Origin of the sequence: Bacteroides sp. D22, from assembly GCF_000163675.1 — a bacterium.
Lineage (GTDB): Bacteria > Bacteroidota > Bacteroidia > Bacteroidales > Bacteroidaceae > Bacteroides > Bacteroides xylanisolvens.
This window is the reverse complement of sequence record NZ_GG774796.1, coordinates 312,584-338,320: the sequence shown is the minus strand read 5'-3', so window position 1 is coordinate 338,320 and position 25,737 is coordinate 312,584. Positions and strand designations below refer to the sequence as shown.

Sequence of the window (25,737 nt, the reverse complement as noted above, 5' to 3'; positions counted from 1 at the left end):
CATGGAGTCAAATTGCTCCATGATTGAAAAAATTCCTCCAAAAGGTGTGAGTTTTTCAGATTTTATTTGTACCTTTGCCATGTCTTGTTACGATTTACGCTTGTTTTGAATTGCAACACTAAGATAAGTGAAAAATCTGACATGGCAAAATCCTGAGCAACTTTTTGTTGCTCAGGAACTTATAAATAAAGTTAAATTATAGTGTTGCGGAATTAAGGATAAACAAAAGGATATTTTGAAAGGATAGCTACTCCATATTCTCCACCACCAGTATCCATCGCTTTCCCGAATACGGAAAACAATCCCAACTCCGCAGCCAGTTGAGTGGTGAAATCCTGATTTTTGTTCCTTTTTGTGTTGTAATCTATCTCTTGCAACATTACAACATCCGGATTGTATTTCCTGATAAATACAGCATACTCCTTCACCGAGTAACCGGTCATTTCCCCGGACATCCGGCAATTATAGCTCATTATTTTAAGAGCCTGCGCATACGTACTTTGATACGCAAAGAAGAAAAGGCATACCCATACAATGGGCTTTAAAAGTGCTTTCATAAATTTGTTTTTGTTATTAGATTAAGTTTACTTATTCAACGGTATATGTATATTCTGATATTTTTTTAAAGCTAACCGGTGTTATGGATTGCATCACTTCCAACACATAGTTCAGGTCGTTCCCTTTACAAACAAAGTCGTACGTAAACGAAGCAATCTTTTCGTTTTTAACTGTAATCTCTATATCAAAATGCCGCGAGAGTGTTGTAAGCACCTCTTTCAATGATGCATTTCTGAAAATAAGCCGGTTGCTCTTCCAACTCGAAGCATCATCGTGATATCTATCAGTTTTTATTTTTATTACATTACTCCTTTTTTCATAAACTGCAGTTTGTCCGGGAAGCATTTGCTGCATAGGCCTGCGGCTTTGCACATGCCCGATATTTATACTTCCTTCGTCGAGTGTAGTTTTGATTACCTTATCCGAAGCGTATGCTTTTACATTGAAACACGTTCCCGTCACTTGTATTTTCACATTCTCGGCAAGTACCAGAAAAGGGGATTTCTTGTTTTCTGCTATCTCAAAATAAGCCTCTCCTTCCAGCGTAACATTCCTGTTGTATTTTGCAAACTGTTCCGGATAAGTCAATTTAGAATCGGCATTTAACCACACCCGGCTACCATCAGGAAGTAATACGAGTAGCTTTTCACCCCTTACAGCACAGACCTCCCGATAAACAAGGTTTGCCTCACTATGACTTTGATAGAAATTATATCCTACACCTATCACAAGCAAAACAATTGCACAGGCTACCGTCCACTTAAAGAACAATGGCATCCTTATTCTCCTGTTCTTTCGTTTTTCTTCCCGCATCACGGCTTCCTGAATATTCTTATAAATGCGATATTCATCAAAAGGAGGCAATTCTCTGTCGCCCAATTCGAGCTGTTTGCCTTCTATTATCCTCTGAATGTCGTCATCCATATATTTCCCGATGCCGTCAACTATTTCAAGGTCCTGACTTGTATGTTTCTTTTTTGATTTCATATTTCAATATCTATTAGTAATACACACTGTTACAAAAAAGTATTATACAGACTACGTTAAACCGTGTTAATTCAAAAGAACGTTCCATTTCAGCAAAAAGAGATAAAACTACATCATACAATAAAGCAACAATAGGCTAAGCTCTCCCACTGTCGCGCGAATCTGCTTCAAAGATTGGCTATATTGAAATTTAATTGTATTGATCGAAAGATTAAGTTTATCGGCTATTTCCTGATTGGAGTATTTTCCCGAAACTTTCATTTCAAAAACCTTGCGGCGTTGTGGCGAAAGTTGCTCAAGAGCTTGCTGTATGATGTTCATTTGTTCTTGTTTAAGGTTTTCGTTTTGAGAATTGTCTTCCAATTCCAAAACCATTGAAAGGCAATCCTCAAGTAAATAGATATTTTTCTTTGAGTCTCTCAACGTATTGAGCAGATCGTTCTTCAACATTGTAAAAAGGTATCTGTTTATAGGTTTTGTCTCGTCGATTTCTTCTTTTTTCAGCCAGAGTTTTAAGAATAAGTTCTGCACAGCATCTTCAGCCAATTCTTTATTCAGCAAATATTTAAATGCCAAAGAAAAGGTCTGCGCCGCATATGTCTTGTACACAATACTAAATGCCAGCTGGTTCCCCTCTTTCAGAGCCTTAACCAAAGCTTGGGCTTCATCCTGTGAGTATTTCTGGGACATCTTAATCATTTTAAATATGAAAATAAAAAGCTTATTATATCAAGTCCTTACTTTCAAATATATTAATTCTTTCTGATATAGCATGATTCGCGAGCAACAAATGAAACAGGTCTCTTATTTATTTCACCAGTCTTTGATATTTGCTGAACAAAAAAGTGGAGAATGATAATAATCCGTCAGTTGTTGAATGAACATCTTTTCGAACATCCTTCCGATCAGTTGCATTTACCCAACCTTCTTCTATTTCTTTTAATTCATCTTCAAGTTGCTTCTGATCCACCTCTACACCTTCCCCAACTGCTTTGATAAATGTATCGATATACACCTCCCAGCGCTTTGCATAATAATCACTTATCAGTCCTGCCCACGAACGACTGGCATAATCGTTCAGGCTTCCACCCCAAGTAGTAATCAAGTTGCGAGCATTCTTTTCATAATAGTCTTTCAACTGGGGAGAATCTCCCATCTTCCGCGCATCATCAATCCATTTATCCAGCGAACAATAAGGATGAAAGGCATTCAGCTTATCCAAATCATTCAATATCTCCTTCATTTTTTCGCCGCAAGCTTTCAAAGCCTGATGGTCTTTAGCTTCAACCATCCTGTCAAACTCCATTTTCACATCAAGAAAGTAGTTTCCAAGCACCTGTCTGCCTACAGTAATCAAATCCAGGCGAAAAGCATCTCTCCGGTCAGAAGGTGCCTCATTCAGTTTTCTCCAGACCTCTAGTAGTTCAACATTGCTATACACATTACTTGTCCGTTTTTCACTGTTCTTATTCAATGCAGGGCGATACCCGGGTAAAGTACCCAATGTGCGCGGCACCTGTACATAAATGTCATTGAATAATCGTTTCCAAGCATCGCGCACAGACTGCGACACACATCCCACATGTCTGTCAGCCAGACATTCAATCCATTTATTATCATCTACATTCAGGTTCCATGCTTTCTCAAGAATGTATTCGTAGGGAAATTGCATCACATCCAATCCTTCCAGCGTAGAGCCGATTCCTTTAAGGTTGCCTCCACCGTTAATGAGAGCATTCTCAAGTCGTGCGCCACTTTCTTTGACGTTACCTGTCAAAGTCGTGTTTCCACCGAAATTGCCCAGATAACACCAAATATAGGGCTGATTATGAAAATGCTCTGTTCTTTTCCATAATTCAACATTTTCACAATGATAATCAAGTAATATCATTTTATTCTGTGGCACTCCTGTCAGCAAAGCCTTCATTCGCTCGGAAGTCCATTTATCTTTATCAAAATAAAACATCCACGTCATTTGCATCCATTGGGCTTTGGGATCGGCAGCCGTCAATGTAGCGTACATATCCGAAGCTATCTTCCGCAAATATTCGGGTTCGAAACTGGGCGGGTCAACCTCGTTGAAAGGATCTAAACCATAAATATGATCGGTTCCGAAAAGTTTTTTTTGTTCATCAAGAAATAGTTTCTGAATTTTCGCAAACAAAGCATCGTTAGGGTTCAAAAAGTTACAACGGTATGCATCAGCAAAGCCGGCCCATTTGCCCAAATGTTGAATATCGGCCTCGGGATAGATCCGTTTTAAATCGGCAGGTACATGTCCGGCGAAGGCTGGTAATACGGGCTTCATATTCAATTCACGCTCACGTGCGAGTATTTTTTTCTGCAAGCTTACCTGGTGTTCCAGCCATTCCATCGGCAACGGACCGTTCCAACGATCTATGTTAGCCATCCGATGCCAGGGCAGATACGGTGGTCCCGTGAAGTAAGAGCGTATTTCGATGTCCGACATTCCCATTTTCGACCAGACTTTATACCACACAGCTTCTTGTCCGGTAATTGCCAAAGGCATATTTATACCATTAAGGGCCATCCAGTCAATAAAGCGCTCCCATTCTTTCCATTGCCACCAAGGCATCGTGTAACCATACGTGCAGTAATTCAGGAAAAAGCGAGTATCCACTCTCGCTTCCGAAACGACCTTCTCACCAACCATCGGCAATTCTTCAGGAATTTCAACGGCTATATCCGCATACCATGACACTGTAGTGAGACAGTAATATTTCAAGTAATGGTTCAGTCCCATCGCCATTGAATTGGCGTTGTTTCCACCGATTACAATTTTATCTTTTACGGACTCTATCGTAAAGCAGTCTTTCTCTCCTTTTAATTTTTGAAACTGAAAACTCTCGATGTATGACGGCAGCAAACGTTTCAATAATGCTTCCGCAACAGCTACGTCTTTGTCTTTAGCCTGAAGAGCCAACGACATAAGCAGCATAACCAGACACGTGTATACACTTTTTCTTTTCATTCTGATTTATAATTTTATATAGATTTTTCTTTTTAACAAAATATATCCCAACAGCCCATTGAACAAGAGGAAAAATACACCGTACATAAATGAACCGAAGTAATTTCCGAATAACGGGTTAAGCAAATTATTGAATACAGCCGTATGGATATGCCAATGCACAAGCAATCCTCCGGCTATGCAACTAAACACATAAATTACAAGCGGATTCGCTCCAAATGCTTCAAAAAACGAAAACCACTTTTTATTCTGCTTCACATCAATGATATAAAGTAGCAATGCCAATGACAATGCCGCAATCCCACAAGTAAGCAAAACAAACGAAGGAGACCACAAACGTTTATTCAAAGGACAGGCATAGCTTAACAAATAGCCGGCAAACAACAGCGTGGTACCTATAAGGAATAGATTCAGCATCCGGCGGTCATTATCTTTAATATCGATGATTATCTTTCCGCAAACAAAACCGATCATTACTTGAGACACAGCGGGAATCGTACTAAGTATCCCCTCGGGATCGACAAACTGGCGGCCCTGAAGATACATGTGGTTAGCCCCTAAAATAGCCGAATCAATCATCCCGACGATATTATCCGCACTCTTTTCAAATCCGTTTCCAAATAACTGAAAAATAAAGTAGACAATCAGCAAGATAATAGCTAATGGCATAAAACGCTTATGCGGTATTGCTACGGCCAATAAGGCTGTAATACCATAACAAATCCCAAGCCGTTGCATAACTCCCATCAACCGGAGCTGACTCAAATCAAAATAGTTACCACTATCGATTGATGTAATGAACCACTCCATAACCAGACCTATAAATATTAATAAGAGACTTCTTTTTATGATTTTCGTAATGGCCGGTCGACACTGGAAGTCATACTTACACAAAGAGATGTAGGTCGAAATACCCATCAGGAACATAAACATCGGAAATACCAGATCGGCCGGCGAAAAGCCATCCCACTTGGCATGTGCAAAAGCGGCAAAGTTATACCCGCACTTTCCTGTATTGTTGACCAAGATCATCCCGGCAACAGTAATACCCCGAAGTACATCAAGCGAAAGTAACCGTTTGTTCGGATTCATAATATTTGATTCTTTTAATTACTTATTATATATAAAATAGTCGTTCCGGCAGCTAACACTATCCCTATAAGCGATTCATAAGGTATCAGCTTCAGACGTTCCTTAAAATTGAGTTCGCATACGCCTCCTGTCGCATGAAAGAACGAACCATGTGGCAAATGGTCAAGAACTGTAGCTCCGGAATTAATCATAGCCGCTCCCCAAACCGCAGAAATGCCTATAGCCAATATCGTTTCAGCGAACGAAGAAGAAGCCAGTGTCGCTCCGGCTGTTGTCGATGCGGTAGCCGCCGACATCAACGCGCCTGATATAGGAGCAATCAATGCATCACTCATATGAGCATGATCCAATCCTGTAAGAATCCAATCTTTCAAAGAAGAGTTCTTTATGATACCGGCAATAGTTCCGGTTCCTATCAACAGAATAGCTACCACAGACATCTTTTGCAGTCCATATTCTATACTGGGAAGAATATTTTTCCATTGTTTCATACAGATAGCACCACATAAACCACCTACCGGCAAAGCTATCAAAGGATCAATATTGATTCCTGCCGCAGGACGTAATGCCAATAAAACAATCGTAACAACAGGAGCAATCAGACTGGTTCTTAACGAGGGCAAATTTCTCTCTTCCTCTTTATCCTCTGTTTGCATCATCGTTTTTTTGTTTTTCACTGTTTGAGGCATCAGACGGACAATAACAAAAACAGTGAAAAACAAACCGATCACTGCCGGTAAAATATTGGCAAACATTACAGCCGATAGATCTGCATTAAAATTTCCGGCTGCTATAATGGTGTTCGGGTTAGGTGATATGATATTTCCACATTTACCTCCCCCGATCATAGCAATAAGTAACACAGATGGAGACAGGTTTAGACGCTTGCCTATCGAAAGAGCCACCGGCGCAACGGTTATCACAGCCACATCAATAAAGACGCCTACCGTACAAAGCAACATCGTTGCGAGTGCCAATGCCATAAATACCCGTTTTTCACCCATTTTGTTTATAATCGCATTGGAGATGACCGTGGTAGCTCCGGTTTGTATTAATATGCCTGACAAGACTCCGGCTGTCAGAATCCGCAATACCGCCGGGGTGACCTCTTTCACTCCTTCGGTCATCACCGTTACGGTCTCATTTAAAGATAGTCCTCCCAACAACCCTCCGACTATCGCTCCGATAATCAGACTGTATGTCGGAGAAAGCTTTCTTATGATTAACAGTATGGATAATGAAAGCCCGATTAATGCGCCTATCGCTGTCATTGAGTATTATTTAGTAAATTGTTTTATGATTCTCACCACCTGTCGCACCGTTCTCTCTATGTTTTCTTTCGTAAACTCCGGTTGCATCGCCTCTTCAAGTGTTACCGGAAAAGGTTGAATAGGCAGTACGGCAGTAAACCCCATCCTATTAAGCGCTTCGGTGGCTTCGACCGCTCCCCCCAACGCTATCACCGGAACCTGACATCTCTCACCGACACGTAAGATTCCGTCCAGCGCTTTTCCCATACAAGTCTGGTGATCCAGCTTCCCCTCTCCGGTCAGTATCAGGTCTGCCTGTCGGACGACCTCCTCGAAACGAAGCGTTTTCAATATAACTTCTATTCCGGATTGCAATTCTGCATTCAAAAACGGAAGTAAGCCGCCTCCCATTCCTCCGGCTGCTCCAGCACCGGGAAGCTGTGATATATCCATATTTGTATATTCCTTTATCACCTGTGCATAATGCCGCAACCCATTGTCCAACTCTATCACTTGCAAACTATTTGCCCCTTTTTGGGGAGCATATACATAGGCCGCACCCTCTTCTCCAAAAAATGGATTACTAACATCACAGGCGATCGTAAAATGACTTTCCTTCAATGCCGGATTTAATTGGGAAATATCTATTTGATGAACTTTTATCAGATTTTCGCCGACAGGCTCCAACTCACCGTTTCCGCTATCTAAAAAGCGTGCACCTAAAGCCTTCAGCATACCTATTCCCGCATCATTCGTAGCACTTCCGCCGATCCCGATAATGAATTCCCGACACCCGCGTTTTAATGCGTCAGCAACCATTTCTCCAACTCCATAAGTCGTAGTCTTCATGGGATTTCTCCGATTTGAATCAATCAATGGCAGACCGCAGGCCGAGGCCATTTCGATAATAGCCATCGCACCATTGTTTACGATGCCATACGATACTTCAATTGGCTTCATGAATGGATCATGCACCCGACATGACACCGTTTGAGCATGAAGGGCAGAGCATAGAGCTTCTGTAGTCCCTTCGCCGCCATCAGCTATGGGGAAACGTATAATCTGACAGTCGGGTAATTCCTCCTGAATCGCTTTTTCGGCAGCTTTTGCTATCTCAAAAGAACCGACCGAACCTTTAAACGAGTCGAATGCCAATACAATCTTTTTCATAAAAGCTATCACTTATTTGTTTTCTCTATTAAACTCAATGCAGCCTCGACCGGATCATCAAACGGAGTCGTACTGTTGCTCCAGGGAGATGTGATCCATTGCTCCTCCCATTCTCGGATTTTATTCCGGTCTTTTGTGAAATAGAGCTGTATACGAGGGATATAGTAGTCTTTAATCAGCCCGCTCCAGAAACGGGCAGCATAATCTTCCTGAATACCACCCCAACTTGTAATCAAGCGTTTGGCATTTGCTTCATAAGCATCTTTTTCCTGAAGAGTTGTTCCGCTATTGCGCGCAAGTTCCACCCATTCTTCTAATCGATATAAAGGATGAGAGGCCAACAGCCTGTCAACGTCCATCAACAAATCAACAGTTTGTTGCAGATTACGTTGCGCTGCGAGAACACGATTCTCCGAATCATCTTTCAAGGCCTGCTTATAAAAATTTTCAGCTTTAGCCGCTACATAATACGAAACAAACTCTATGAGGTCGTTTCTGTATAATTCAGAGCTTTTCAGTTCGTCAGCGCAACTAGCATACAAACGTATAGCCTGCAAGTAATCATCACTAAGGTCGATTTTACTGATCCGCCGTTGATCGGGTATTACGGTTTGCCAGGTAAAACGGGGGTATGAATATAAAGAACTATATGCTGTTTTCCGAAAAAGTTTCCAAGCTTCCTCCATGGCATCGGGATATCCTCCATAACGGGCCTCGCAGTATATCTTCATCCAATCGTCCAGGTCGATACTATCTGATGACCATCCCATATCGGCTAACAGTTCGTAAACAACCTCATTGTTTTCGAGTCCTTCAGGGGCAGAACCGAACCCAATCAAGTTACCTTTATTAGCTGCACGTAACGCTTTGACCGAGGAGCTTGCATACATGTCCAAGTCTCCTGTCATGGTGTTTTTCCCGCCAAAGTTGGGTACATAGCTGAATATCCATTTCTTTCCGTAAAATCCATCATGTACTTTCCATGTTTGTTCGGTGTTCCACACCCATTTCGGATAATCATTGCCCAAATCAATGATAATCATTTTATCATCAGGTACATTGCTTAACAAGGCTTTAAGCGATTCTTTATCCCAGAATGAATGTTGATATCCGAATGTCCATCCCTGTGTAACCCAAACGGCATCCGGGTTTCCGGCTGCAATTGATTTATAGATCGTTTCTCCATACCCGGCCAATAACTTATATTTCGCTTCTTTATCTTCCTTATCGATAGGCAGCTCCATCTCATTAAAACTATCCGAGAGATAATACGTATTTTCTCCAAACTCTTTTTCCCACTCTTCGACAAACAGTTTGCCTATCTCTTCGAAAAAAGGTGAATCCGGTGGCAATACATAAGCGTTGTACTCTTCATCAAAACCACCCCACCGCATGTGCCGGAATTGTGTGTCGGGATGTTTCTGCACGAATCCTTCCGGCACGAAACCTGCAAACGCAGGTGCTATGGGCTGCATACCCAACTCGCGCATACGGGTCAGGATTTGATGCTGCAAAGCGATTTGGTTCTGTTGCCATGCATCAGATAAGGGACCGTCCCACTTGTTCAGATTGCCCATGCGATGCCAGGGAAGGTGTGCGGGGGCAGTGAAAAACTCACGGATTTCTTCTTTGTTCAATCCCATACGCAGCCATACCCGTTCCGCAATGGCTTCGCTGGCCACGGTAGCCAAGGGCATATTTACACCATAAAGAGCCATCCTGTCAATTTCCTTTTCCCAACGCTCCCAGTCCCAGTAAGGGGTAGTGTAGCCGAATGTACAAACATTAAGGAAATAGCGCAACTCATAAGGGGACACCTGTTCATACAATTCATAATCGGGCCACGGCATCACCGACGTTATATGTTCACCGCTCCATGTTTTCATACTCTTGCAGGCCTCTTTCATGTAGGTATGAAAAGCGTAACAGATAGCAACGGAGCTACTTCCCCTTAGGGTAAGCCGGCCGTCGCTTGCTATCACTTCGAATATATCTTTACCGTCGGATGGTTCGATATATTCAAAGTGGATAGACTGTGCTCTTTCCCCAATCTGACGCTCTATTAACTGTTTGGCGGGGGTGATAATATCCGTCTTAGGCTTGTGGCATGAGCAGAAAAAAAGCGTTGCTGAAATCAGTAAATACTTGATTATTGTATGTATCATAGAAAATCATAAATGTTATAAGTGAGTATCAATATTTTTTCTTCGATGCTTCTTTCACATATTCCAGTTCCGTAATAATCGGTAAATGGTCTGACAAAAGCGACTGAACAGTTTGTGTACTAATCACACGCCATCCTTTTTGCGGGTAAGCAAACAAGTAATCTATCTTAATCACAGGTTTCCATGCCGGCATTCCAAAATCATCGTTACTCGCAGCAAACCAGCTATCCATACCACGTATTGCCTCGGAGTAATGACGCGCATTGAAATCACCTCCCAAAATTACAGGATATTTATAATTTTTGAAATGACCGGTAATAAATTTTATTTGCTCCGCCCTTGTTTCTTGAGAGTTGACATCCAGATGCGTAGAGGTAAAAACAATGGTATCATTACCCATTTCGAATAATCCCTCCAGCATGGCCCGTCTCTCATGCTCTTTGACCGGATGGGGCAGCATTATCTTTTGGACAGAAATATATGGATATTTACTTAACATCCCAATACCGTAATAACCGGTAGAATAGTCAATCGTTTTTCCGTAAAGCCCAAACATCCCTGTATGATAGGCAAGTTCGGATATAAAATCCTTCCCCTTCTGATGCGGGGTACGCTTACGGTCTGTTTTGCTATCCACTTCCTGAAGCGCCACAAAATCAGGCTTGAAGGATTTGATGTGATGAGCAAGTTCCTCTAAAGATGCCAGTTCGCCAAATCTTAAATTATAGGTCATTACCCGCACCCGTAGAGTATCTTGCGCATAGGCAACGCCCAAAGTCAGGCATAAAAACAATAATAAATATTTCTTCATTGAATACATGGTTTCTATTTTTTAATGATTACTTTTCCCAGCCCGGATTTTGTCCTAACAGAGGATTCTTCTGACGCTCGGGATTAGGCACGGGCCACAAATAATGTTTCGTTGCGTCGAAGTAGCGTGCTCCGCCTTCCGCGGTAGACTTTTCGTAGATAACATCGCCAAACTCATCTACTCCGGTATCGGGATACGGGTTGGCGCCCAAATCGTTCATACAAACTTTCAGGCTGGGACCGGTGATGGCACGTCCAAAGCGAAGTTCGCCTTCACGCCAGCGCATCACATCGGCGTATCTTGTTCCTTCACCTGCCAACTCAATGCGACGTTCTCTTCTCAATTCGGTTTCGAGATCCATCCCCCATGCGCTAAGTTCGTCAAGGTTCATACGATGCATATTCACACGATCTCTAAGCCTGTTGATGGAGTAATCAATCTGTGTTTGTGTCAGTTTCTTGCCTTGTAGTTCGAAAGTGGCTTCGGCATAAATCAGCAAGATTTCGGCAAAGCGGATGACATTGAGATTCCCATGTCCACCCACACTTGAGCCGGCCAAATCAATATCGTTATACTTTTTCAGATAGAAACCTGTACGGCTATTTGCCCCCACACGGTTATTATCTTGCAATGAAGCAAAACGAGGCAGATTAAATATCTCGTTGGCCTTATCCGTATCAGGATCACCGTCATCTCCTCCCGGCCATTTGTCACCCGGAGCATATAAAGTCATCTTCATTCTAGGATCTCTGTTCTGGAAGTAATCCACATAATGCTCTTCAGGCGACTTGTATAACGATGAGGTCTGCACACCGGTCTTTTTATAATATTCCAATCCGGTTTTTGCCGGTTTACCGTCTGTACACAGATAAGCATCCACTAACGACTTCGTTGGATTGAGGCGTATATAATCTGTTGGACTGCAAGTTTCATTGGGCAGACTTTGTGTACGGATTTCAGGTACAAAAAGACTATATACGATAGCTTCGATATTTTTCGGATCATTCTCGACATCCCCTTCGTGATGAAATAGTTTTTCGTATTCATACAGACCATAGGGACTGTTTTCGATGATATATTCACTCGTTTTTGCAGCCAGTTCCCACCTTTCGTTTTGCAAGGCAATACGTGCCAATATGGCTAAAGCGCCCCAGCGGTCGAGTCTTCCCAGTTTATCGCCCGTATACCTTTCTTCAGGCATACGCTCCGCCGCCCATTTCAAATCCTCGACGAGCTGGTCGATGACTTTCTCTCTGGGAGTACGTTCGATATATGCATCTTCGGGCTGGATGACTTCTCCTACCCAAGGTACATCACCCCAAAATGTCGTGAGGTAAAAGTACATAAGCGCCCGGATAGTTTTTACTTCCGCGGCATAAACGTCCTTCTTATTTTGAGCTACCTGCGCTTTATTATAGTTGTCCAGAAAATTATTGCAGCGATAAATATAGCTATACGCTCCTGTCCAATAGGTAGTGAAGGGGAAGCCGTCAGTATAAGAGTGCTTGCCTCCTGAAACCTTACTTAGTCCACTAGTAATATTCCCCCACATAACAGTTTCGGCCGTCGATTCGCTCCAATTCACGAGATAGTCTTTTTGCAAAGCTTCGTAACAGGGAGGCAAGGCATTTTTAAGCTGATCTTCATTCACCCAGAATGTTACATTGTCCGGCTCGTTAGGGTTCGTTCTATCCAGAAAATCGCTACATGAGGTAACTATACCAAATAAAGCAATGATTAAAAAGTATTTTGAGTATTTCATCTTTATAGTCGTTTAATAGGTTAGAATGTTATTGATAATCCAAAAACATAGGTTTTTACTTGCGGATAGACATCTCCGCTGGTGGTCCTCACTTCAGGGTCATAAGCTCCGAAGTAATCGGTTTTAGTAAACAAGTTATCTGCCGAAGCATATACTCTAAGACTATTAATGCCAAGAGGTGCCACCATCCGGGCAGGAAAACGATAACCTATCTGAATATTCTTCAGACGCAAGTACGATGCATCCTCTTTCCAGTAGTCACTGAAGAGCCTGTTGTGCTCCTGTGACTGATAAAGTCTGGGATAAGAAGCATTTGGATTCATAGGCGTCCATCTGTCAAGATGCTCTTTTTTAGGGATTGAGTAGTCATTGATAAACGCATGCCGAGCCTCATCCTCAAGGTAACCGGCAACTTTGCCTACGCCTTGCAAATAGAAACTGAAATCAATGCCTTTCCATTCCAAGCCACCCTTGATTGCATAAGTGTAATGGGGCTCTTTCTCGCCAAACACCACTTTGTCGTAGTCATCAATTACCCCGTCGGGAGCGCCGTCAGGACCACTGATGTCCCGATACTTAATATCTCCGGGCTGTACAATGCCGTTTTGTGATGCAACAAGAGGAAATTTTGGTTTCTGGTACTTACCTGTAGTTGTATTCACCGATTCGAAGTCATACACTTGCGCCAGTCCATCAGTCAGATAACCATAGAAAGCACCTATCGGATCACCTACCCGACGATACGAACCGGAAGCCGTACTGGTCAGCGACTCCGGAGTTCCACCCAAATCGGTAATCTTATTACGGGCGTCCGACAGATTGAACCCGAGATTGTAATTTACACTTCCGATCTTATCACGCCATGACAGATTAAGTTCCCATCCTTTGACATCAATCTTACCAAGATTGACATAACCTACGTTACTACTGGAAACCCCGACAATAGCCGGAACATCGGGACGAACCAATGCATCAATATTTTCTTTCTTATACCAATCAAAGTCCACATTCAGTCTATTGTTCAAAAAACTAAGGTCTACCCCGAAATTAAGCATGCGGATGGTTTCCCACTTGATGTCGGGATTACCGATTTTGTTTTGCCAAAGTCCCATAACAGGTGTATTAGAAGCTCCGATAGGATAAGACTCTTCGGTTATGATAGGTGACAAGTAGGGGTAGTAATTACCGGGAATGTTTTGATTCCCCAACTCACCCCAGGAAGCACGCAGCTTACCCGAGCTCAATACCGAAGTAGCGAACTCCATGAATTTTTCACGTGAAAAGTTCCATCCTGCCGAGAATGATGGAAAATATCCCCAACGATTGCCCTTGGCAAATCTTGAAGTTCCGTCGGCACGCAGGTTAGCTTCAAACAGGTATTTACCGTCAAAAGCATAGTTGACACGACCAAAGTAAGAACGCAAAGCCCACTCGTCTTTTGTTCCGCTATTCATAAAATTAATCATTCCGGCACTAATAACGTGAATATCCTCAACCATCACATTATCACGTGTAGCCCCCAGTGTGCTTCTGTTTTCCCACTCTTGCGAAAATCCCATCAATGCTCCCAACTCGTGGCGTCCTATGGTTTTATTAAAGTTCAGGGTGAATTGCAGCGTTTGGGTCATAACGTCGAGATGGCTTTGTGAGATATAGTCCTTGGCATCTTCATTTGCTTTCAACGGGCTACCGTCCGAGTAATAAGACAACATCTTCGGGTTAAACTCATCCACTTGGCGGGTATATATATTAGCAGAGTACTGCATACCTACGTTCAGTCCGTCTATAATTTTGAGATCTGCATTGAAAATACCATTGAGCACACGTGTTTTCCGTTCTTCCATTCCCGACTCATAGGCTACTTGCAAGGGGTTACGCACCGAACCGTACGACCAGTTCTCACTATCTACCATCCGGCCATTCTCATCAGGAATTTGCCACATGACGGGAAGTAACGGAGACATACGCTGTGACAGGCGGAATACTCCTGATGTGCCACTATAACCTAAGTCCTTTTTATAGAAATCAACATAGCTCATCTGTCCGGTCAGTTTCAAACGATCATATACCTCCGTGTTTACACTGATACGCGCATTATGTCTTTTGGAACTATATCCGTCACCTACAACCAGTCCATCCTGATCCAGAAAACCATACGACATAAAAAATCCGGTTTTCTCGCTTCCACCCCGTGCGCTCACATTATGTCCCGTTTGAAAAGCCCGGCTTTTGTATATTTCGTCAATCCAGTCTGTATTGGAATATTCGTTGGGGTACAATCCCGAATCATATTTATCGAAAGCCTCTTGTGTATAGGGCTTGGAAAATCCAGCAGCACTCATGGCTTCATTGGAGAGTTCCATGTATTCCCTTCCATTAACAAGTTCGGGCAATGCTGTGGGAGTCTGGAATCCGGCATATCCGTTATATTGGAATACTACGCGCTCTTTCTTTTCTCCCTTTTTAGTCGTTACAAGAATAACACCGTTAGCGGCACGTGCTCCATAAATAGCTGATGAGGCGGCATCTTTCAGTACTGATACGCTTTCGATGTCCGAAGGATTCAATAAGTTAATGTCTCCCCCGGCTACTCCGTCAATCAAGATCAAAGGTGCTGTACTACTATTGATGGTTCCCGTACCACGAATGTTGATGCTGGGCACAGCACCCGGCTGCCCCGAAGAGGAAACAATACTAACTCCAGGCAACAATCCTTGCAGCCCTGTAGTTACGTTAGTTATAGGCCTGTTCTCAATAGCCTCCGCTTTAACCATAGATACGGCACCTGTTACATTCACTTTCTTTTGCACGCCATAACCTACAACTACTACATCTTCCAGGCTGACAGCATTCTCTTTCATCACTACGTTTACTGTCGTTGCTTTCGCTATGACGCTTTCTTCACGGTAGCCGACGTATGAGTACCGAAGTGTACTTCCATAGGGTACCTTGATGGAATACTGACCATTGATATCGGTGATTGTACCTGTAGTCGAGCCTTTTACCGATACGGTGGCTCCGATGATCGGTTCCGCATTCTCGTCAGTAACTTTACCTTTCACATATAGTTCCTTTTTCTCTCCTTGCGAATCAACAGGGTCAGTTTTATTTTGATATTCTTTATTATAAAATAAAATACTGTCATCCAGGAAACGGAACCCAATGTTAGTCCCTTTTAGCAAAAGAGTTAGCGCTTTGTTTATCTCTGTGTCTTTTACCTCCAATGACACTTTCCTACTCGTATCCACAAATTCTTTGCTATAGGCTACATTCATCGATGCCTTCTCTGCTATCTGACTGATAGCTTCTTTAAGAGGAAGCTCTTTGATACTAACCGATATTTTTTGCTGTTGTGCATAAACAAAAGCAGTGACAAATATGCACATTAGGGTTACAATACACCTTCTGCCGGTGGATGAAAAAGGAGAATCTTTTTCCATAATATTAGTCTTTAAAGTTAATAGTTCAATATCTATTAGCTAATACACAAGAGATATTAAAAAGTATTACGGCAAATAAGTTAATGAATATTAATTCGGGAAATATAGGAGAACTTGCCGGAAATCCATCCATACTTGATAAAAAAGAAAGAAACCACTTCGAAGGTATAGTTTTTAAAAGAAAATATAAAGGGTGGATATCGTATTTTCTCATTTAATGCATAAATTAGTGTCTTTACCTGAAAAAGAATGAGCAACATCCACCTCACATATGAGTGATTCCACCAGAACTCGGCTCAGTCTGAAAATTTTGGGGATTTGATTCAGGGCAATCACACCCTTAAAAATAGATTCATTCCGGTACGGAAATGAATGAACTATGCTATCGTTAATTATACCTCGCCACTATGCTACTTTTATTTTTTCTTCTTGCCTATATTATTTTTTTGATTGCCTAATGAGTTTTCGTTTGACTTAAGTCAAACGATAGTTCAACTTAAGTTAAGCGTTCGTTTGACTTAAGTCAAACGAAAACTCATTAGGCTATGAAATACATATTAATAGGGAAGTAATTACCTAAAAGTAACTAATGAAATCATTAGTGGCAATTGATTCAAAACCGTGCAGGAATGAATCAATTTTTAGGGATGTGATTGCCCTGAATCAAATCCCCCCCAATCCCCAAGAATTACAACTGAGCCCAAAACTCTTAATACTTATAAATTCATATAGTTGGTTCAAAAGGCAATGGTGTCAAGTACGCCTGACAATGGAAATGGAGGCAACGGAGAAGGTGGAAATGAAGACAGTGGTGAAGCACCGGATCCGGCAGCATAAGAAACGGTGTTAATATGTAAAAATCGGGCTTGACATTGTTCAAACCCGATTTTTTCTATTATATAAAATACTACTTTCTATCAGTTAACACCTTTATCGAATCCCGTTTTATAATATTAGGTTTCAAAAGAATCTCCGAATGTAGTTCAGTTTCTTCCAAAATCTTCTGCATCAACATTTTTACAGCAATAATGCCAATATTCTCCAATGATTGTGCAATACGAGTAATAGGAGGGTTCAAATAGTCCAGATATAAGTTATCATCAAACGAAATAATAGACATATCTTGAGGAATTCTCACTTTATGCTCATTTAATGCTTTGACGGCTCCCAAAAGAATTGTACTACTTAACGCAAATATAGCAGTAGGTTTTGTAGTAGAGTTCAGAGCCAACTTAGTCTCAATATAACCATTCTGAATCGAGAACTCATTTCCTCTTATCATTGCGTTATCCTGATAACCAGCTTCGCGAAGCGCATCAAGATACCCGCGCACACGTTCCTTAGTTGTTATAGAAATATCCGGCCCCTGAATACAGAGAATCTTACTATGCCCCGATTCTAATAATAATTTCGTTGCCTGATAAGCTCCTATATAATTATCAGTAGCTACGTATGGCAAATTATGCTTCTCAAAATAGCGGTCAATTAGCACAATCGGAGTTCTAGTACTAATTTCCTCGAGTTTAGAAGGGTTTTCACCGGTTGGAACCAAAATAATGCCGTCTATTTTACGCGATAGAAGCGAATCGATAGCTTTATTTTCCTGAACAGGATCTTCCAGGGTATCGATAAGCATGACAGTATAATTATAACGTTGTGCTTCACGGATGACAACACTTGCTATATTGGCAAAAAAAGGATTATCTATGTGTGGTACAAGAAGGCCTATAGTATATGTCGTGTTATTGCGCAAACTTTGCGCAACTATATCAGGCTGATAGTTCAATTCTTTAACGGACTGCAAAATAACCTCCTTAGCAGACTGGCTGATCCTATATTTCTCTGATTTCCCATTTAACACTCTGGAAATCGTAGAGATAGAGTACCCAGTTTTCTTTGATACATCAATCAGAGTTTTCTTCATTACTGGCTGTTTTTTGCAAAAATAACATTTTATTTGAGAAAAAAGCAAGAAAAATATTTTGTTTTGAAAAAAATTTCTATATTTGCACAAACGATTGCGCATCGTTTACGATTCAATTCGCCTTAATACTTAATACTCATTATATGGACACAAAGAAGAAAATCGTAGTGATAGGTAGTAGTAATACGGACATGGTTATCAAATCAGACCGTCTACCAAAACCAGGAGAAACAATTCTGGGAGGAAACTTCTTAATGAATCATGGCGGCAAAGGAGCTAACCAAGCCGTAGCTGCTGCAAGACTAGGAGGAGATGTCACTTTCATATGTAAAATAGGGAATGACATTTTTGGAAATGAAACCTTGGAAATGTTTCACAAAGAAAAGATCGACACTACTTATGTAGGAATTACCCCGCAGGAACCGTCAGGAGTAGCTCTTATCAATGTCGACAAAAAAGGGGAAAACTGTATTGTTGTTGCTTCCGGAGCCAACGGGACTTTATCTATTGATGACATACAGCATGCAGAACCTGCCATCAAACAGGCATCCATCGTCATCATGCAGTTGGAAACTCCAATCGAGAGTGTCACTTATGCAGCCAAAATGGCGAAAAAAGATGGAATTACCGTTATATTAAATCCCGCCCCTGCCCCTACCCAACAACTGCCTGACGAGTTATTAGCCAATGTCGACATTCTTATTCCTAATGTCACAGAGGCTGAAATCATCTCGGGAATGCACATTACAGATGATGAATCGGCAAAAGAAGCGATTCGTTATATTAGTTCGAAAGGCATAAAAACTGTCATTATTACGATGGGAGCCAAAGGAGCTCTCGCCTATGAAAACAATGAGTTTATCCACATTCCAGCCTTCAAGGTAGAAGCAGTAGACACAACCGCTGCCGGAGATACATTCTGCGGCGGATTGTGCGTAGCTCTGTCTGAGGGCAAAAATCTAAAAGATGCAATTATATTTGCAAGTAAAGCCTCTTCTATTTCTGTTACCAGAATGGGAGCACAAGTATCTATACCTTTGAGAAAAGAAATACAATAATCATCCTTAATTCTGTTATTATGATAAAACAATGTTCAATCCACGGTCTATTGACAAGTATGTTGTTAATAGTATTTTCTTTGATGAGCAATGATGCTATTGCCCAGAAGGCAATAAGAGGTACAGTCCTCGATGAAGCAAATGAACCCATTATCGGTGCCAGTGTCCTTGTTAAAGGTACAACAAATGGTTCTATTACAGGAGTTGATGGAACCTTCAATGTAAAAGCGAATCCTTCTGATGTATTGGTTATATCTTATGTAGGTTATGCAACTGTTGAACAACAAGTAGGAAATCAGACACAGCTTGTAATACACCTGCGCGAAGACTCGAAAGTGCTTAATGACGTTGTAGTAATCGGCTACGGCTCTACCACAAAGAAAGAGCTTACAGGATCGGTTACCAGCATGAAGAAAGATGACCTCAATCCCGGAACATTCACCAATGCTATGGGAATGTTGCAAGGAAAAGTGGCAGGATTACAAATTATCAACCCGAACGGTGCTGATCCGACAGCCAAATATGAAGTATTACTTCGCGGAACAAACACACTTTCCGCAGGCCAAGGTCCATTAATTATTATTGATGGGGTGGCAGGTGCAGATATCAGAAATATCAACTTCCAGGAAGTGGAATCTATAGACGTATTAAAAGATGGTTCGGCAGCTGCTATTTATGGAACAAGAGGTACGAATGGAGTAATCATCGTCACAACTAAACGTGCAAGAAGTGGCAAAACGGAAGTTTCTTATGATGGACAACTCACCGTGGGAGTCGTTTCACGCAGAGCAAAACCTTTATCGGCAAGCGAATACAAATCTGTTATCAAGGAGTATCGCCCAGAATTGGAAAGTTATATCTTTGACAGTGATACCGATTGGTTTAAAGAAATTACGCAAACTCCGTTCAGCCATAAGCACAACTTGTCTATATCCGGAGGTTCCGAGAAGTTCTCACATCACACTTCTTTCAATTATGAAAAGAGCGATGGCTTGCAAAAGCACAATAGCTCCGAAAAGCTAATGGCACGTACCAATATTCGCCAGTCATTATTAGATAAATGGGTCGATTTGGATTATAACCTGAATATCATTCATCGCAAATACAGCCCTTCCTCTACAAGTGCTTTTATGCAGGCATTTACCCATAATCCAACAGAGCCTGTTTATGACGACAGCGATCCGGATGCCGGAGGATATAGCCGTATCAAAGCAATGGAATATTACAATCCGGTAGCGATCATTAACGAAAGGAACATGGAAAGTAAGAATGATAATTATGGTGCAAATATTCGTGCTACTCTAAACATTTTGCCTATAAAAGGATTAAAATGGGAGAACTTTGTTTCATACGACAAGGAACAATATGAGACACGTGAATACTACACACATTATTATCCAAGTTTAATAGGAACAAACGGGCAAGCCTATATTGAAAACTATCAGGAAAACGATACACAATATGAGTCTACTTTAAATTACTCGAATATTTTCGGAAAACATTCCATTCAGGCATTACTCGGATATACATACCAGTATACTTATAGCACATCTGCATCCATGACAAATTCCGGTTTCGACTTCGATGACAACCAGACTCATAACATCGGAACAGGAACGAATCTAACTGAAGGCAAAGCCAGCATGTCGTCCAATAAAGAAGATAATACATATATCGGATTCTTCGGACGTTTTATGTACAACTACGATGATAAATATCTTTTGTCTGCTTCACTACGTCGTGATGGCTCCAGCCGTTTCGGTGACAATAATAAATGGGGATGGTTCCCGGCTGTCAGCGTAGGTTGGCGTATTAATAAAGAGAAATTCCTCTCGAATGTCAAATGGATCGATGATTTAAAATTGAGAGCCGGATACGGAGTTACCGGTAACCAGGATTTCTCAAACTACAAATCTTTGATGATGATGACTACAGCCGGTAAATTCTATTACAATGGCCAATGGATCAATACTTATCAACCTGCGAGTAATGCAAATCCGGATCTAAAATGGGAGAAAAAAGCAGAGTTCAACGTTGGTGTTGATATGACAATGTTTGATAACCGCCTCTCGTTCACTTTCGATTATTACAAACGGACTACATCAAACTTGCTATATGACTACATCGTGCCAACACCTCCTTATGTATATAATACCTTGTTTACGAATGTTGGAAAAGTTACTAATGAAGGAGTTGAATTAACAATATCCGGTACACCTTTTAACACTAGAGACTTTACATGGAATACCTCACTTACCGTTTCGCACAATAAAAACAAATTGGTGAAATTCACCAATGATGAATTCACTAACGGAACATACAAAGTGGGATGGTCTACAAGTGCTGCCTGCTACACTCAACGTCTGATAGAAGGACAGTCATTGGGTACTTTCTATGGTCCTATATGGTTAGGAACTGATACAGATGGAAAAGATGTATTGCTAGGACAAAATGCAGACGGTTCCGTACCGGAAGAACAATGGGAAAAAATTGGCTGTGCTTATCCGGATGCCACTCTTAGCTGGAGTAATACCTTCAGATATAAGAAATTCGACTTGAGTTTCTCACTGCGTGCATCTATCGGCGGAGAAATTCTGAACAACTATGCGATGGAATATGAAAATCTAAGCAGCATCGGACTTAGAAATATCTCATCAAACTGGTTATCTCAAACGAATTTCACAAGTACGACCTATAAATATTCCTCCAAATATATAGAGGATGCTTCTTATTTAAAACTAGATAATGTTACCTTTGGATATACTTGGGATTTCACATCTAAAATGATAAAAAGACTAAGATTGTCTCTTACTGCACAGAATGTATTCTGTATCACCGGTTATTCTGGTGTCGACCCAGAAGTTGCCCTTTCCGGACTGGAACCCGGTATGGAAAGTTTGAGCTATTATCCGCGTACAACAGAATTTACTTTTGGAGTTAATATAGTATTCTAAAAAATAAGATTACCATGAAAAAGACAAATATAATATTAAGTTTCGTTATCTGTATATTATCATACGGATGTACCGATCTTAGCGAAACTGTATACACAGGAGTAGCGATGAATGACTTCTTTAAAAACGAGAAGGAACTGGTAGCCAATGCAGGTAGAGCATATACGAAATTACAAGGATACAATTCCGAACAAAGTTTATGGACACTGCTTTTACAAGCTTCTGATGAATGTGCTGTTCCCGCTTGTGGTGGTTCCTGGTACAGTAATGGACGTTATGAAGAAATCCAGACGAATAAAATTCCACCTGCAAATAAATTATTAACAAGGGGCTGGAACTGGATATTTAATGGTATTGCTGCATGTAATGAAATTATTTACGAAACGGAACTATCACCTATTCAGTTTGAAGGAAAAGAGAAGATTATAGCCGAAATGAAAATATTGCGTGCTTTCTACTATTACCAAGCCATTTCTTGTTGGGGAAACGTACCTTTCACAACTGACTACACGGAAACCGGATACCCGGAACAAAAAAGTCGTGAATATATTTTCAATTATCTGGAAAAAGAAATTAATGACAATATCGAGTTCCTAGACAGGGAGCCTTCAGATACTAATTATGGACGGGTCACACAAGCTGCCGCTTATTGTATTCTTGCGAAAATGTATCTGAATGCAGAAGCATGGTTCGGTACTCCAATGTATGACAAAGCAGAGAAAGCCTGTAAAGACATTATGGATATAGGTGCTTACAGCATTGAAGACTCCTATTCTACTAACTTTGACATTAAAAACGAAGATTCTAAAGAGAATATCTTTGTAATCCTTTATGATAGAGTATATACTAGTGGTAGCAGTAGTTCATTCTATCTGCATACGCTGACATTGGAAGCTGCATCACAAGCAACATTTAATATTCCGGCAGCCCCATGGTCGGGTTTTCTCTGCCAACCAGACTTTTTCCAAACATACGCAGAACAAGATCTTCGCAGAAGTCAGAGCTGGTTATACGGTCCTCAAGTAGACCTAAGCGGAAAGGATCTTGGTTTCGAATATACTCCTGTCTTCTCCGAAGAAAAATATTACAATAGCAACGGAGGACGTGGCACATACGATGGTGCACGCTGCTGGAAATGGCATTACCAGACTGATGGTTCTTTAAAAGAATATACAGTTAGTATGGACAACGACTTTGCCATCTTCCGTTATGCCGATGTTGTATTAATGTATGTAGAAGCTTTGGTACGACAAAACAGAACAAGTGAGGCCATCCAACTGGCAGACTTCAAGAAGATTCGTACAAGAGCAGGTCTTGATGCATATACTACAAGCCAATTGACGATTGATGAACTTTATGCAGAACGAGGCAGAGAACTGGCATGGGAAGGATGGCGCCATGAAGATATGATACGTTTCGGAAAATATCTGAAAAAATATTGGGCACACCCTGACCAAAGTTCAGAAACTTTTAGAAATGTATTTCCAATTCCTACGGATATTTTAAATGCAAATCCAAAATTATCTCAAAACAAAGATTATTAACCACAATTGGAAGGTTCACATAGAAAAGTGTACCTTCCAACAAATCAACCCTGATAAGTATGAAAAAACCAATCATCTTTTTACTTGTTTTAATTACTAACATCTTATTTATCTCTGCACAGAAGATTTCAAAGACAGAGTTAAAAGACAAAATAGCCGGAGCTTGGATCGGGCAAATGGTAGGAAACATATATGGACTTCCTTTTGAGAACAAGTTTGTAGATGAACCTGCCCCGGAATCCAGATTTCCATTCGGTTACACTAAAAATATAGATAAATTGCAGAAGTATAACGGTGCATTCTCTGATGACGATACTGATGTTGAGTATATCTACTTACTATTAATGGAGAAATATGGCGTAGAACCTACTTATGCCAATATGCGTGAAGGATGGGTGTATCATATCCGTGACCGTGTATGGCTAGCCAATAGGGCTGCACTCGGATTAATGCATCTTGGATTCACCCCTCCGTTCACAGGTGACGAAAATCTGAATCCGCACTGGTATCAGATCGACCCTCAATTGATTAACGAGATATGGGCGTATACAGCACCGGGAATGATTTCGTATGCTGCAGGAAAAAGTGATTGGGCGGCCCGTATCACAAGCGATTCGTGGGCGGTATCTCCCACTGTCCTATATGGTGCAATGTACGCTGACGCTTTTTTCTGCAAGGATATCCGCAAACTGATTACACGAGCCTTGAAAGAACTGCCTGCTGATGACAGATATGCGATAGCTGTAAAAGAGATGATTGCTTTATATGACAAATATCCTAAAGATTGGGTAAAAGCACGTCAAATCATGGCTAAAAAATATTACATAGATGAGCCAGCCATGACAAAAACAATCTGGAATGCTAATCTGAACGGATTATGCGGGATTTTGGCTATGTTGTATGGCGAAGGAGATTTCCAACGGACATTGGATTTAAGCTGTGCAATGGGATTTGACTGCGACAATCAGGCAGCCACTATCTCCGGACTTCTAGGAGTAATGTATGGCGCAAAGTCTCTTCCCGAAAGTTTGACTAAACCTATCGAAGGATGGGAAAAACCCTTCAACGACCGGTATATCAATATCACCAGATTTGATATGCCTGATGCTTCCATTGAAGACATGATTGAACGTACTTACAACAAAGCAATCGAACTGGTTTGTGCCAAAGGAGGAAAAGTGAAAGGTGATATGGTATATGTTAACCCCAAAGCACAATTCATTCCCCCGATGGAATTCTGTATCGGTCCGAATCCGGACTTGGAAATCGGACAGCCTACCGATTACTCATTTGCCTGCAGAACAAACGCTGATTTCAAATGGGAACTGGTAAAAGGTAAACTTCCGGCAGGAGTTACATTCCAAAACGGTAAACTGGCAGGAACTCCTACAGAAGCCGGCAAATATCCGATTACCCTACAGTTAAGCGCAAATAACAAGAACTCAATTACTAAAGACTTTGAGTTATTGGTTAAAACCAAGAATATAGCCCCCAAGGCTGACACTATTTACGCAAATATCCGCAAACTAAACGAAGAAGTACTCGATTCTTGCTGGATTACCTTTGGAAAACCGATGTACGCAACAAATGTAGAAGTAATTAATGACGGAGTCAAAGATGGCGTAGGATCTGTATTTTATTCATTAGCGGCCAAAAGTAATCTGCCTAAAATAGACTATTTCGGATACGGTTGGAAAGAAGAGCATAATATCAATATGCTTGTTTTAGATATGGGCTGTCTGGAGGAATTCGGAGGATGGTTTACTTCTCTAAACATTCAATATCTTGGAAATGACGGACATTGGTATGACGTAGGTAAATTCAAATCAACTCCGGCACTTCCCGAAACCGATATTGTATTTTTCCAACCTCCGTTTGCACAATATGTTTTGGAATTCCCGGCAGTAAAAACCAAGGGGATACGCGTACTAATGGATGCAAAAGTGCAGGAACACTGGCATAAATACACAAAGAATGTATCATCATTCATCTCTATCACCGAGTTGGGAGTTTATGAGAAATAAAGGAGG

General features: G+C 41.2%; 16 protein-coding genes. 4 read left to right on the top strand and 12 right to left on the bottom strand.

What is annotated here, in order from left to right; genetic code table 11:
- Nucleotides 1-212: 212 nt before the first annotated feature.
- The 12 genes from HMPREF0106_RS21535 to HMPREF0106_RS21590 all read right to left on the bottom strand — a co-directional run bounded on the left by HMPREF0106_RS21535 (nucleotide 213) and on the right by HMPREF0106_RS21590 (nucleotide 18,151).
- Nucleotides 213-557 (bottom strand): endonuclease/exonuclease/phosphatase family protein, encoded by a 345-nt coding sequence (locus HMPREF0106_RS21535; protein ID WP_232286749.1) that lies wholly within the window; start codon nucleotides 555-557, stop codon nucleotides 213-215.
- 31 nt (nucleotides 558-588) lie between these two features.
- Nucleotides 589-1,545, bottom strand: coding sequence for a FecR family protein (locus HMPREF0106_RS21540; protein WP_008642606.1), 957 nt, complete (start codon nucleotides 1,543-1,545; stop codon nucleotides 589-591).
- 108 nt (nucleotides 1,546-1,653) lie between these two features.
- Nucleotides 1,654-2,235 (bottom strand): RNA polymerase sigma factor, encoded by a 582-nt coding sequence (locus HMPREF0106_RS21545; protein ID WP_004317492.1) that lies wholly within the window; start codon nucleotides 2,233-2,235, stop codon nucleotides 1,654-1,656.
- Nucleotides 2,236-2,353: 118 nt separating this feature from the next.
- Nucleotides 2,354-4,537, bottom strand: coding sequence for an alpha-N-acetylglucosaminidase (locus HMPREF0106_RS21550; protein ID WP_008642605.1), 2,184 nt, complete (start codon nucleotides 4,535-4,537; stop codon nucleotides 2,354-2,356).
- A 6-nt stretch (nucleotides 4,538-4,543) separates the two neighbouring features.
- On the bottom strand, nucleotides 4,544-5,629 hold the full coding sequence (locus HMPREF0106_RS21555) for an acyltransferase family protein (RefSeq protein WP_008642604.1): 1,086 nt from the start codon (nucleotides 5,627-5,629) through the stop codon (nucleotides 4,544-4,546).
- A gap of 14 nt (nucleotides 5,630-5,643) precedes the next feature.
- Nucleotides 5,644-6,900, bottom strand: a complete 1,257-nt coding sequence (locus tag HMPREF0106_RS21560; protein WP_009038939.1) for a GntP family permease — start codon at nucleotides 6,898-6,900, stop codon at nucleotides 5,644-5,646.
- Between the two features lie 6 nt (nucleotides 6,901-6,906).
- Entirely contained in the window at nucleotides 6,907-8,049 is a 1,143-nt protein-coding gene (locus HMPREF0106_RS21565) for a glycerate kinase (protein ID WP_032850981.1), read from the bottom strand.
- Nucleotides 8,050-8,057: 8 nt separating this feature from the next.
- Nucleotides 8,058-10,214, bottom strand: coding sequence for an alpha-N-acetylglucosaminidase (locus tag HMPREF0106_RS21570; RefSeq protein WP_009038937.1), 2,157 nt, complete (start codon nucleotides 10,212-10,214; stop codon nucleotides 8,058-8,060).
- Between the two features lie 28 nt (nucleotides 10,215-10,242).
- The gene (locus tag HMPREF0106_RS21575; protein WP_004310723.1) at nucleotides 10,243-11,034 is read right to left on the bottom strand and encodes an endonuclease/exonuclease/phosphatase family protein; all 792 of its coding nucleotides are present in this window, start codon (nucleotides 11,032-11,034) and stop codon (nucleotides 10,243-10,245) included.
- Nucleotides 11,035-11,053: 19 nt separating this feature from the next.
- Nucleotides 11,054-12,787, bottom strand: a complete 1,734-nt coding sequence (locus tag HMPREF0106_RS21580) for a RagB/SusD family nutrient uptake outer membrane protein (RefSeq protein WP_009038936.1) — start codon at nucleotides 12,785-12,787, stop codon at nucleotides 11,054-11,056.
- A gap of 20 nt (nucleotides 12,788-12,807) precedes the next feature.
- Complete coding sequence (locus HMPREF0106_RS21585) at nucleotides 12,808-16,227, bottom strand: TonB-dependent receptor (RefSeq protein WP_009038935.1); 3,420 nt, start codon at nucleotides 16,225-16,227, stop codon at nucleotides 12,808-12,810.
- Between the two features lie 907 nt (nucleotides 16,228-17,134).
- Complete coding sequence (locus tag HMPREF0106_RS21590; RefSeq protein WP_008642597.1) at nucleotides 17,135-18,151, bottom strand: LacI family DNA-binding transcriptional regulator; 1,017 nt, start codon at nucleotides 18,149-18,151, stop codon at nucleotides 17,135-17,137.
- Nucleotides 18,152-18,294: 143 nt separating this feature from the next.
- On the opposite strand from HMPREF0106_RS21590, the gene rbsK reads away from it, so the two are divergent.
- From rbsK to HMPREF0106_RS21610, 4 genes are read left to right on the top strand one after another with little or no spacing between them, the layout of a single operon-like run.
- Nucleotides 18,295-19,209 carry a ribokinase gene (gene rbsK / locus HMPREF0106_RS21595; RefSeq protein WP_008642596.1) on the top strand — a complete coding sequence of 305 codons (915 nt, stop codon included), beginning with the start codon at nucleotides 18,295-18,297 and terminating at the stop codon, nucleotides 19,207-19,209.
- A gap of 20 nt (nucleotides 19,210-19,229) precedes the next feature.
- Nucleotides 19,230-22,163 carry a SusC/RagA family TonB-linked outer membrane protein gene (locus HMPREF0106_RS21600; protein WP_009038934.1) on the top strand — a complete coding sequence of 978 codons (2,934 nt, stop codon included), beginning with the start codon at nucleotides 19,230-19,232 and terminating at the stop codon, nucleotides 22,161-22,163.
- Nucleotides 22,164-22,177: 14 nt separating this feature from the next.
- Entirely contained in the window at nucleotides 22,178-23,707 is a 1,530-nt protein-coding gene (locus HMPREF0106_RS21605; RefSeq protein ID WP_009038933.1) for a RagB/SusD family nutrient uptake outer membrane protein, read from the top strand.
- Between the two features lie 59 nt (nucleotides 23,708-23,766).
- The gene (locus HMPREF0106_RS21610) at nucleotides 23,767-25,731 is read left to right on the top strand and encodes an ADP-ribosylglycohydrolase family protein (protein ID WP_009038932.1); all 1,965 of its coding nucleotides are present in this window, start codon (nucleotides 23,767-23,769) and stop codon (nucleotides 25,729-25,731) included.
- The last annotated feature ends 6 nt before the right edge of the window (nucleotides 25,732-25,737 follow it).

Excerpts from the sequence above, each read along its gene's own strand:
- HMPREF0106_RS21580 (WP_009038936.1), bottom strand. The coding sequence starts at position 12,787 with ATGAAATACTCAAAATACTTTTTAATCATTGCTTTATTTGGTATAGTT.
- rbsK (WP_008642596.1), top strand. The coding sequence starts at position 18,295 with ATGGACACAAAGAAGAAAATCGTAGTGATAGGTAGTAGTAATACGGAC.
- HMPREF0106_RS21590 (WP_008642597.1), bottom strand. The coding sequence starts at position 18,151 with ATGAAGAAAACTCTGATTGATGTATCAAAGAAAACTGGGTACTCTATC.
- HMPREF0106_RS21565 (WP_032850981.1), bottom strand. The coding sequence starts at position 8,049 with ATGAAAAAGATTGTATTGGCATTCGACTCGTTTAAAGGTTCGGTCGGT.
- HMPREF0106_RS21555 (WP_008642604.1), bottom strand. The coding sequence starts at position 5,629 with ATGAATCCGAACAAACGGTTACTTTCGCTTGATGTACTTCGGGGTATT.
- HMPREF0106_RS21540 (WP_008642606.1), bottom strand. The coding sequence starts at position 1,545 with ATGAAATCAAAAAAGAAACATACAAGTCAGGACCTTGAAATAGTTGAC.
- HMPREF0106_RS21550 (WP_008642605.1), bottom strand. The coding sequence starts at position 4,537 with ATGAAAAGAAAAAGTGTATACACGTGTCTGGTTATGCTGCTTATGTCG.
- HMPREF0106_RS21560 (WP_009038939.1), bottom strand. The coding sequence starts at position 6,900 with ATGACAGCGATAGGCGCATTAATCGGGCTTTCATTATCCATACTGTTA.
- HMPREF0106_RS21605 (WP_009038933.1), top strand. The coding sequence starts at position 22,178 with ATGAAAAAGACAAATATAATATTAAGTTTCGTTATCTGTATATTATCA.
- HMPREF0106_RS21545 (WP_004317492.1), bottom strand. The coding sequence starts at position 2,235 with ATGTCCCAGAAATACTCACAGGATGAAGCCCAAGCTTTGGTTAAGGCT.
- HMPREF0106_RS21535 (WP_232286749.1), bottom strand. The coding sequence starts at position 557 with ATGAAAGCACTTTTAAAGCCCATTGTATGGGTATGCCTTTTCTTCTTT.
- HMPREF0106_RS21600 (WP_009038934.1), top strand. The coding sequence starts at position 19,230 with ATGATAAAACAATGTTCAATCCACGGTCTATTGACAAGTATGTTGTTA.
- HMPREF0106_RS21585 (WP_009038935.1), bottom strand. The coding sequence starts at position 16,227 with ATGGAAAAAGATTCTCCTTTTTCATCCACCGGCAGAAGGTGTATTGTA.
- HMPREF0106_RS21575 (WP_004310723.1), bottom strand. The coding sequence starts at position 11,034 with ATGTATTCAATGAAGAAATATTTATTATTGTTTTTATGCCTGACTTTG.
- HMPREF0106_RS21610 (WP_009038932.1), top strand. The coding sequence starts at position 23,767 with ATGAAAAAACCAATCATCTTTTTACTTGTTTTAATTACTAACATCTTA.
- HMPREF0106_RS21570 (WP_009038937.1), bottom strand. The coding sequence starts at position 10,214 with ATGATACATACAATAATCAAGTATTTACTGATTTCAGCAACGCTTTTT.